An 11,017-nucleotide genomic window follows, 5' to 3' on the forward strand; every position below is an offset into this window, starting at 1 on the left:
TACATAAATGCAATTATTATACGCGCTGTCAATCAATATATCAATGAACTTTTTTAACTAAACCAAACAATCTTCATCGTCAGTCGTTAATCGTTAATTACTAAGGAATCGAACCCTAAAAATAAACCTAATCACCCTACTCCAGTATAATCTTTTTTCCTATGAACTTAGCTTGTCTCTCAAAGCGGGTGCAAATATACAACCACTTTTCAATTCAACAAAACTTTTTTGAATTATTTTTGAAGTTTTTTTTGAACCAAACCCAAATAAAAAATATCCGAATTAACCTCTATACAAAACCAAAAAAACAACCCCTTATCAATGAACAATCGCAAAACAAAATCCCGTTTTGCGGGTGCAAACATACAACCCTTTTTTAATCTAACAATACCTTTTTTTATTAATTTTTTAAAAATCTCAAAACCAAAACTCAAATGATCTGATTTTTAAAAAGTTGGAAAGCGAAGATAATAAAATTAATCAAAATAAAGGGTAATTTTTTTTAACAAATACGGATGATCTGCCAAAATGTATTCTTATTTCTATTCTAAAATCAGTTCTTGTATTAGGGATAGTAGTGACATCCTTTTGTTTTTCATAAAAATAACAATAAAACAAAAGATATAGCGGATAGCCCGACACCGAGTTTACGAAGTGTAATACCCCAAGAAAATTAATTCTTTATTGAAGTAGTCTTAATTGTATCTGTCCACTTATTTCTTAAATCATAAAAACTAAAGTCCAGTGCCGTTTTCTGTTCTACAAGAATATTTGATTGAAAACTTCTCTGCAGTATATCTTCTATCCAATAATCTTCTTCTACATTAATAGGATCATACTCTTCTTTTAATGAGATACTAAAAAGTTTAGCTGTACTGTTATACCAAAACGCTTTCCACCCACTTCTATACTCTTTTACCAAATCAAACATAGTTTGACCCGTTTGTCGGTGTATCAACTTAACTAAAATCTGTCCTTCTGTACGGGTCATTTTTTTTAGCTCTGCGGTAAATTCTTCTTCCATATATTTCTGAAGAATCTTAATATATTTTTTTCGTGCCTTCTTGGATTTAATATTCTTTAACCTCTTATTAAGTTCTGTTAATCTATCGGAGGCTAATTTTGCATAAGGATATACTTTTCTTGTTTTACGTCTTAAAATAAGATATTTTCTTCTTGCTAGTCTATCTTTAAATTTTAGTTTCCCTAATATAACTACTTCATCAAGATCAATTGCCTCATGCGGAATTGTATCTCCTTCTATAATATAATACTGTACATAGCCAGTTGTGTCTATTTTTACAGTATCAACTTCCTTCTGGGAATATCCAATAAAAGGTAGTGACATTAATAATATGTACAATAAAAGTTTTCGCATCCAATTAGTGATCTTCTAAAATCATTCCAAAATTAACAATAAACGCTTTGTAAACTGCAAAATCTTTGTGAATATTATTAACTTCGTAAAAAACAAAATAGATAAATGGCTAAAAAAAGTATACTAAACAAGAAGTCTTTGACTTTTTTAGAGAACTATTTAAACAATGCTGCTCCTACTGGATATGAATGGGAAGGGCAAAAAATATGGATGGATTACCTTAAGCCATATGTTGACGAATTTATTACAGATACTTATGGAACGGCAGTTGGTGTAATTAACCCGAAAGCTAAATACAAAGTTGTTATTGAAGGACATGCTGATGAAATTTCCTGGTATGTAAACTATATTACAGATAATGGACTTATATATGTTATTAGAAATGGAGGTAGTGATCACCAAATAGCTACTTCGAAACGAGTGAATATCCATACTAAAAAAGGAATTGTACAAGGAGTATTTGGATGGCCAGCGATTCATACTCGTAAAGGATCTAAGGAACAAGCTCCAACTTTAGAAAATATTTGTATTGATGTAGGATGCAATACCAAAGAAGAAGTTTTAAAACTTGGAGTTCATGTAGGTTGTGTGATCACCTATCCAGATGAGTTTTTTATCCTTAATAAGGATAAATTCGTTTGTCGTGCTCTTGATAACAGAATGGGTGGTTTTATGATTGCTGAAGTGGCTCGTTTATTAAAAGAAAATAAGGATAAACTTGATTTTGGTTTATATATCACTAATTCTGTTCAGGAAGAAATAGGTCTTAGAGGAGCTGAAATGATTACGCATACAATTCAACCTGATGTTGCTATTGTTACAGATGTATGTCATGATACTACTACTCCTATGATAGAAAAGAAAACTCAGGGCGAAACAAAAATTGGTGATGGACCTGTAATTTCTTATGCTCCTGCTGTACAAAATAGACTTAGAGAGCTATTGATTGATACTGCAGAAAAAAAGAAGATACCTTTTCAACGCATGGCATCAAGCAGAATGACAGGAACAGATACAGATGCATTTGCTTATAGTAATGGTGGTGTAGCTTCTGCATTGATTTCTTTACCACTGCGTTATATGCATACTACAGTGGAGATGGTACATAGAGAGGATGTAGAAAATGTTATTAGTTTAATATACGAAAGTTTACTTGCTATTAAATCTGGTGAAACTTTTAGTTATTTCGAAAAACCTAAACCAGCACCAAAGCCTAAACCTAAGACAAAGGCTAAAACAAAATCAAAAAAATAAACATTAAAATTAAAAGCCTCGCAATTGCGAGGCTTTTAATTTTAATGTTTTATCCTTATAGAGCATTGTCTATTATTTCTTGAACCACTTCTGGGTTTAACAGTGTACTAGTATCTCCTAGATTAGATGTGTCTTTAGAGGCAATTTTTCTTAAAATACGTCTCATAATTTTTCCACTTCTGGTTTTAGGTAATCCTGGAACAAACTGTATTTTATCTAATTTGGCAATGGGGCCGACTCGCTCTGTGATTTGTTGATTCACTTCCTTACTCAAATTATCCCGATCTCTGGATTCTCCTACTTCTTTTAGAATAACAAAACCATACAACGCATTTCCTTTAATATCATGTGGAAAACCTACAATTGCTGATTCTGCCACTGCAGGATGCTCATTGATTGCATCTTCAATTGGTGCTGTTCCTAAATTATGACCTGAGACAATGATTACATCATCTACTCTACCAGTTATTCTATAATATCCAACTTCATCCCTCAACGCTCCATCGCCAGTAAAATATTTGTTTCCGAAAGCTGAAAAATAGGTGTCTCTGTATCTTTTATGATTTCCCCAAATTGTTCTAGCCATAGATGGCCAGGGGAATTTAATACATAGCTTTCCTTCTACTTGATTACCTTTAATTTCATTACCCTCATCATCCATTAAAGCTGGTTGTACTCCAGGCATTGGCAAAGTAGCATAGGTTGGTTTAGTTGGTGTTGCAAAAGGGATCGGTGAAATCAAAATCCCTCCTGTTTCTGTTTGCCACCACGTATCCACTATAGGGCATTTCTTTTCTCCAACATGGTCATTATACCAATGCCAAGCCTCTTCGTTAATAGGCTCTCCGACTGTTCCTAATACTTTTAGACTAGATAAGTCATATTTATTTACATAGTCTAAATTTTCTTTTGCCAATGCTCTAATCGCTGTAGGAGCTGTGTAAAATTGTGTGATCTTATGTTTTTGCACTATATCCCAAAAACGTCCGAAATCTGGATACGATGGAACTCCTTCGAACATCACCGTAGTCGCTCCATTGGCTAACGGACCATATACAATATATGAATGTCCTGTGATCCAGCCTATATCTGCTGTACACCAATAAATATCGTCTTCTTTATATTGAAATACATTTTTAAAACTATACGCTGTATATACCATATACCCAGCTGTCGTATGCATCATTCCTTTTGGTTTACCTGTAGAACCAGATGTATACAATATGAATAATGGATCTTCTGCGTCCATAATTTCTGGAATACAATTGGAATCTGCGTTATCCAACAATGGCTGTAACCATTCATCTCTTCCTTTCTTCATTGTGATATCTGAACCAATACGTTTTGCAACCAATACTGATTCGACATTTGGACATTGTTTCACGGCTTCATCCACAATACTTTTTAAATCTATCATTTTTGCTCCTCTATAAGCTCCATCTGATGTAATGATCATCATAGCTTCGCAATCATTAACCCTTGTTGCTAATGCAGTAGCCGAAAAACCTGCAAAGATTACAGAATGTATAGCTCCTATTCTAGCACAAGCTAATACCGAAATTGCCAGTTCAGGGATCATAGGAAGATAAATACAGACTCTATCCCCTTTTTTAATCCCCTTACTTTTCAGAACGTTTGCAAATTCACATACTCGTTCATGCAACTGATTATATGTTATATGCTCTGCTGGTTCTTCTGGATTATTAGGTTCAAATAAAATAGCTGTTTTATCTCCACGAACATATAAATGTCTATCAATACAATTTTCTGTAATATTTAGTTTTGCTCCTTCAAACCAAGTCACTTCTGGTTTAGCAAAATCCCATTCCAATACTTTATCCCATTTTTTTCTCCATAAAAAATGTTCTTCTGCTATCTCACTCCAAAAAAGCTCAGGGTTTCTTACTGACTTTCGATATACTTGAAAATATTCTTCAAGATGCTTTATGTGATAATTACTCATTATTAATTAAGTGATTTACGTGTTTTTATATTTTAGATATAGTATAACTTTATAATTTCACAGTCATTATTAGTGATTTACGGACTGTCCTGCATTGGTTGGAATTCTAATATTTTCTACAATTTCTTGTACTTCTTTTGGCGGCTTAGTTGTGAATTGACATACTATCAATGACACTATAAAATTAATACTCATAGCGATAGCTCCAAAACCTTCTGGAGAAATCCCAAACCACCATTCATCAGAAGTTGGCAAGGTTTCATCAAACCAACCTAATTTATATTTAATCATATACAACAACATGCATATAATACCCACAACCATCCCTGCAATAGCACCTTCTTTATTCATTCGTTTATAAAAAATCCCTAAAACAATAGCAGGAAAGAAAGATGCGGCTGCGAGTCCAAAGGCTAAAGCCACTACAGCTGCTACAAATCCTGGAGGGTTAATCCCAAAATAACCTGCAACACATACTGCAGCTACTGCAGAAATTCTTGCAGCTACTAATTCTCCTTTTTCCGAAATATCGGGTTTCATCATTTTTTTTATCAAATCATGAGATACAGAAGATGAAATTACCAGCAACAATCCTGCTGCTGTAGATAATGCTGCCGCTAAACCTCCTGCTGCAACCAATGCAATTACCCAATTAGGCAAGTTTGCTATCTCTGGATTTGCAAGTACCATAATATCGCGATCTACAAATAATTCGTTTTTTGTTGCAGCATTTACATTTGTGATGATACGCTCTCCATACTCTCCTCTCCGATCTTCGTCAAAAATGGGTTTGTTTTTATTCCCTTCTACCGCATGACCATTAGTATATTGTATTTTCCCATCTTGATTTTTATCAATCCATCCCAGTAGCGCTGTATCTTCCCAGTTTTTGAACCATAATGGTAAATCTTTATACTCTTTATTCTGAACAGATTCGATAAGGTTTGTTTTTGCAAAAACCGCCACTGCTGGAGCGGTAGTATACAGTATCGCTATAAGTAACAATGCATAACCTGCGGATTTACGAGCATCTTTTACTCTTTTTACGGTAAAGAAACGTACAATCACATGAGGAAGTCCAGCAGTACCAACCATTAATGCTAAAGTAATTGTAAACACATCCAGCATAGATTTAGAACCATTTGTATACTCAGCAAATCCTAATTCTGCGCTTAATCCATCTAGTTTATCCAAAAGGTATGTTCCAGAACCATCAGCAATGGTATCGCCAAAACCAAGTTGCGGGATTGGATTACCTGTCATCTGGATCGAAATAAATATTGCTGGAACCATAAACGCAAAAATCAACACACAGTATTGAGCTACCTGAGTGTAGGTAATTCCTTTCATTCCTCCTAAAACAGCATAAAAAAGAACGATGATCATACCTATTAATACACCTGTATTGATATCTACTTCAAGAAATCGAGAAAACACAATTCCCACTCCTCGCATTTGTCCAGCAACATAGGTAAATGATACTAAAAGCGCACAAAAAACAGCTACTGATCTTGCAGTTTTGGAGTAATATCGATCTCCTATAAAATCGGGTACAGTAAATTTTCCAAACTTACGAAGATAAGGAGCTAACAATAATGCCAACAGTACATAACCTCCAGTCCATCCCATTAGATAAACAGCTCCATCATATCCATCAAACGCAATGATACCTGCCATAGAAATAAAAGAAGCCGCACTCATCCAATCTGCTGCTGTTGCCATGCCGTTTGCCAATGGAGATACTCCACCGCCAGCTACATAAAATTCTTTAGTAGAACTTGCTCTAGACCAAATGGCTATTCCTATATATAATGCAAAAGTAATTCCAACTAAAATATAGGTCCAAATCTGTACATTCATTGTTTGTTCGTTTTTAAGATTCATTTAATCTTTATCATAACCATATTCTTTATCCAGTTTATTCATTAACCGAACGTAAACAAAGATTAAAATCACAAATACATAAATCGAACCTTGCTGAGCAAACCAAAACCCTAGTTTAAAACCTCCTAATCGAATTTCGTTTAACATATCTTTAAAAAGAATACCCGCTCCATATGATACTGCAAACCATATGATCAGTAAAACTGAAAGATATTTAAGATTCTTTTTCCAATATGCTTTCGCATTTTGTTTTTTTTCTGATGTCATCTTGAATCAAAATAAAATTAGTAGAAGTACATTATTCCTCCTACACTTTGATAAATATATTACTTTAAGAATAAAATAAATTAATCCTTAATGATTAATTATCAAGTATTGCATAATTCTAAATTTTAATAATTAATTTTAGAAATATCTACGAACATTGTTATGGCTGATGAATTTATTGACATATTAGATAAAAATGGAAAATTAACAGAAGAAGTGCGACTAAAATCAGAGGCTCATCGATTGGGTTTGTTTCACGCTAGCGTGCATATATGGTTTTATACATCAAGTAAAAAGATTCTATTACAGAAACGCGCTGATCATAAGGATACGTTTCCTAGTTTATGGGATGTATCAGTTGCTGGACATGTTAGTGCTGGAGAATCCAGAGAAAATTCAGCTTTACGAGAAGTAAAAGAAGAAATAGGGTTATCGATTGAAAAAAAGGATTTAGAATTTGTTGGGGTATATCTTGCAGAAAAACAACCAAGGTCAAATTTATTCGATAACGAATTTCATTATATATATGTATCCAAATTATCTGTACCTATAGAAACACTAAGATTACAGGAGGAAGAAGTTAGTAATATTAAACTAATATCTCCTAAATTCTTAATGAATGATCTTAAAGATCCTGAAATCAGGAAAAAGTATGTCCCACATGATATGGCCTATTATGAATTGATTCTTAAAGAAATCACAAATCGATTCATATAATAGCCACATTGTAATTAACTATTGTAACTTGAATTATAAATGTTGTATTATAGTATTTTTGTATTGAAAATTAAAAATCAATAAATAAAAACTATGACATATTCAAATAAAGAAACCGTACAAGCTCTAAATGTATTATTATCAGACTACCATATGCATTATCAAAAACTAAGAAATTTTCATTGGAATATTACTGGACGAAACTTTTTCGAACTTCACGAAAAATTCGAAGAACTTTATGAAGATGCTAAGCTAAAAATTGATGAAATTGCTGAAAGGATTTTAACACTGAGAGCAAAGCCCATTAGTAATTATAGTTCTTACCTAACAACCTCTTCTATAAAAGAGGCCGACACCAAATTAGTGGATCATGAAATGATTACTGCTGTACTCGAAGATCATACTGCGATTTTGAAACAACTAAAGGTAGTAACAAAAGAGGCTGAAAAAGCTGGAGATGATGGAACTCTGGACATTACTGGAACGTATATTGGTGAACTAGAAAAAACAAGCTGGATGTTAAACGCTTGGAATCATAAAAACTAAAAATTTGAAACTAAAAATTTTCTTTCTTTTATTAACTGTATCCTTAACTGTTTGTTGTCAAAAAAACGACGATACAGATCTATTAACTGTCAATCATCTTTCTTCTTCTTTAAAAGAAATATCTGGCATTGCAATATCTACAAGTGATAAAAATCTTTACGCCATCAATGATTCTGGTAATAGCAATACTTTATTTCGGTTAGATCTAAAAGGTAATATTCTAGAAGAACTAAAAGTTCCCAATAGTGAAAATAATGATTGGGAAGATCTTGCTTATGACAAAAAAGGCACTATTTACATTGGTGATTTTGGGAACAATTACAATGACAGAAAAAACCTTGCTATTTATGAAGTTACGGGTATTGGATCGGATAGTTTAAAAACATCTAAAACTGAATTTACGCTAGAAGATCAAAAGAAATTTCCTCCAGGAAAGAAAAACAGAAATTTCGACATTGAAGCTTTCATATATAAAAATGGAAGCTTCTATTTATTCTCTAAAAACAGAAGCTCTAAATTTGATGGAAAGACTAAACTGTATAAAGTTAAAAAACAATCTGGAAAACAAAACGCAATATTAGTAAGTAGTTACAAAACCTGTGATGACCCTAATGATTGTTTTATAAGCGGTGCTGCGATTAGCAATAAGGGAGATAAAATTGCCCTACTTACCTACAATAAAATATTTGTTCTTTCTGATTTTAAAAATGATAATTTATTTAATAGTACAATTAAAAAAATCAAACTTAATCACTATTCACAAAAAGAAGGGATCTGTTTTAAAAATGACTCTACTCTTTTAATTGTAGACGAAAAAAGAAAAAGTACCAATGGAAAACTCTACCAATTTATTTTACCAAAATAAAATTATTTAATTAGTATAATGTTTTCCAATCTTCATCAAGCATTGCAAATTCATAATTATCAGACCATCCTGATTTAAGAGGCAATACCTTACGTTTATGACCTTCTTTAATCATGCCAGACTTTTCTAATACTCTAATTGAGCCAATATTACCAATTGCACACCCAGCTTCAATTCTATGCAATCCAATTTCTTCAAAACCAAATTTCAAAATTCTCTTTACTGATTCAGTAGCATATCCTTTTCCCCAAAAATTTGGGTGCAATTTATACCACATAGAACCTATACTATATTTGGCGTTTCCAATTCTCAATGATATCAAACCAATAAAAACGTCATCTTCTAATAAATTTAAAGCAAACACCAATTCCTTTCTCATTTTACGATTGTCTATCCATTCATTTAGATATACACTAGTAACTTCTTTATTCGTTGGAATACCTAGCGCATTATATTTGTCTACTTCAGGAATTGAAAGTAGTTGATGAACTTCAGAAAGATCTGACAATTCTACACCTCTAAGTAATAATCGATCACTATGTAATTCTAAGGCTTTCAATTCAAACATTATTTGATTATTAATTAATAATACAAGTATACTTCCTTAATCTCAGAGTTTCTTTAAAAAATTTCTTAAAAATTATCAACAATAACACACTTAAACCATAACTTTAACCTTTTATCGATAAAAACAGCAGCAACAAGTCGTAACCAATAAAAAACAGTAGTATAAAACTTACTTTTTAACAATTTAACAGCTTCTAATAAACGTTTTCAACTGATTAATAACCTTTTACATCCTTTATTATTATTAATTTAGACAAAGAATTTATCCTGACAATTAGTATAAATCCTTTTCTATTAACCCCAAATACTTACATTATATATGAAAGCCGCCCCAGCTTGTCTTATGTTAATAACACTATTATCGTCCAGTTTACTTTTTTCACAAGAAAACATTTCTAAAGAAAACACTGTAAAACAGATTACCAAAATTGTAGTTCCCGCAAAAAATAAAGATTCTAATCAGCAGATCTCGAAAACTACACATTATAATAAAATAGCAAATGTTTCTTTACCTGAAAACTCGAATGTCTCAAAAGTACAACAGGTAACTACAAAAAGGAAAGCTATCATGGAAGTATCTACATCAACGGTTCCTAGAACTACTTTAGATTTCTTCTAACATATAATACATTTTGGAAACATAGATTTATGTTTTTGAATTTGGAAAGCTCTTGATAATTGCATCTTATATCAAGGGCTTTTCTCATTATAAATGTTTCTAAAACAGATATCTTCATGACATAAAGAAAAGTTTGTCTCCTAAAAACTCCCATACATTAACTCAATTGCATATTTCATTTTCACTTAGATCAGTAAAAAAAATAATATATTGATTTACAAAACATTAAGTTATTAACAATATCAAATAATCACTTTTTAGTTAATTGATAGAAAATACCAATAAACACTAGGTGTCTAAGCCGTAAACAAAAAGCTATCAACAAGATATAAACAAATTAAAAACAATAAATATCGATTAAATACTTATTTATCATATTTTTTTACTAATTTAGAAGGAAATGACCTACATATTTTTAACCCCAAAATTATTGTAATATGATAAAAAAATACATACCCCAATTATTACTTGTACTACTACTATCAAATTTTTTAAATGCCCAGACCCATACAGACCAGGAATTACCTAGTACAATACATGCTGATCTGACTTTAACAAAAAACACTACCTATATTGTAACTAATGATATCCAGTTATCGAATGGTGCTATTCTTAATATAGAAGAAGGTGTAACATTAAAAAGTATAAACAAAACTACGGTAACTATTATTATTAATGGTGGTTCTAAGGTTATCGCTTCAGGTTCTTATGATAACCCAATAAAGCCAGCTACCAAACTAATTACTAAAGATCAACCAATAATTGTTATGAAATCATCTTCTGCAGAAGATAAACATAATTTAGACGCTAATTCTTTTTATTATAAAACTATCGAGAACCCTACATTATTAATGAGCCCTGAACCAGTAACTAACACTGTAGTAAGTAGCGTAGATCCAGACTTCTAAAAAAACAACAATAACTTATCTAACAGCTCCTTAAAATCGAATTACATCT

Annotated in this window: 10 protein-coding genes and 1 pseudogene; 6 read left to right on the forward strand and 5 right to left on the reverse strand. The window is 31.9% G+C overall.

The window, feature by feature from the left end; translation table 11 throughout:
• Positions 1 to 673: 673 nt before the first annotated feature.
• Positions 674 to 1,378, reverse strand: coding sequence for a DUF4294 domain-containing protein (locus QBK95_RS00005; protein ID WP_280929215.1), 705 nt, complete (start codon positions 1,376 to 1,378; stop codon positions 674 to 676).
• A 105-nt stretch (positions 1,379 to 1,483) separates the two neighbouring features.
• Here QBK95_RS00005 and QBK95_RS00010 point away from each other — a divergent pair.
• Positions 1,484 to 2,569: pseudogene (locus QBK95_RS00010) on the forward strand (M42 family metallopeptidase); the annotation flags it as partial.
• 118 nt (positions 2,570 to 2,687) lie between these two features.
• Here the strand turns inward: QBK95_RS00010 and acs are convergent.
• The 3 genes from acs to QBK95_RS00025 form a co-directional block, all read right to left on the reverse strand.
• On the reverse strand, positions 2,688 to 4,595 hold the full coding sequence (acs, locus tag QBK95_RS00015; protein ID WP_280929219.1) for an acetate--CoA ligase: 1,908 nt from the start codon (positions 4,593 to 4,595) through the stop codon (positions 2,688 to 2,690).
• 69 nt (positions 4,596 to 4,664) lie between these two features.
• On the reverse strand, positions 4,665 to 6,455 hold the full coding sequence (locus tag QBK95_RS00020; RefSeq protein WP_280929221.1) for a sodium:solute symporter family protein: 1,791 nt from the start codon (positions 6,453 to 6,455) through the stop codon (positions 4,665 to 4,667).
• A gap of 24 nt (positions 6,456 to 6,479) precedes the next feature.
• Positions 6,480 to 6,746, reverse strand: a complete 267-nt coding sequence (locus QBK95_RS00025; RefSeq protein ID WP_280929223.1) for a DUF4212 domain-containing protein — start codon at positions 6,744 to 6,746, stop codon at positions 6,480 to 6,482.
• A 162-nt stretch (positions 6,747 to 6,908) separates the two neighbouring features.
• Here QBK95_RS00025 and QBK95_RS00030 point away from each other — a divergent pair, with 162 nt between their 5' ends.
• From QBK95_RS00030 to QBK95_RS00040, 3 genes are all read left to right on the forward strand, one after another.
• Positions 6,909 to 7,463, forward strand: coding sequence for an NUDIX hydrolase (locus QBK95_RS00030; RefSeq protein ID WP_280929225.1), 555 nt, complete (start codon positions 6,909 to 6,911; stop codon positions 7,461 to 7,463).
• A gap of 93 nt (positions 7,464 to 7,556) precedes the next feature.
• Positions 7,557 to 8,009 carry a Dps family protein gene (locus QBK95_RS00035; protein WP_280929227.1) on the forward strand — a complete coding sequence of 151 codons (453 nt, stop codon included), beginning with the start codon at positions 7,557 to 7,559 and terminating at the stop codon, positions 8,007 to 8,009.
• A 4-nt stretch (positions 8,010 to 8,013) separates the two neighbouring features.
• Positions 8,014 to 8,874 (forward strand): SdiA-regulated domain-containing protein, encoded by an 861-nt coding sequence (locus QBK95_RS00040; protein WP_280929229.1) that lies wholly within the window; start codon positions 8,014 to 8,016, stop codon positions 8,872 to 8,874.
• Between the two features lie 10 nt (positions 8,875 to 8,884).
• Here the strand turns inward: QBK95_RS00040 and QBK95_RS00045 are convergent, their stop codons facing one another.
• A complete protein-coding gene (locus tag QBK95_RS00045) occupies positions 8,885 to 9,442 on the reverse strand; it encodes a GNAT family N-acetyltransferase (protein WP_280929231.1) in 558 nt (185 codons plus the stop codon).
• A 318-nt stretch (positions 9,443 to 9,760) separates the two neighbouring features.
• Here QBK95_RS00045 and QBK95_RS00050 point away from each other — a divergent pair, with 318 nt between their 5' ends.
• Complete coding sequence (locus QBK95_RS00050; protein ID WP_280929233.1) at positions 9,761 to 10,060, forward strand: hypothetical protein; 300 nt, start codon at positions 9,761 to 9,763, stop codon at positions 10,058 to 10,060.
• A 437-nt stretch (positions 10,061 to 10,497) separates the two neighbouring features.
• Complete coding sequence (locus QBK95_RS00055) at positions 10,498 to 10,968, forward strand: beta-helix domain-containing protein (RefSeq protein ID WP_280929235.1); 471 nt, start codon at positions 10,498 to 10,500, stop codon at positions 10,966 to 10,968.
• Positions 10,969 to 11,017 lie beyond the last annotated feature (49 nt).

The organism is Aquimarina mycalae (assembly GCF_029906345.1).
GTDB lineage: Bacteria > Bacteroidota > Bacteroidia > Flavobacteriales > Flavobacteriaceae > Aquimarina.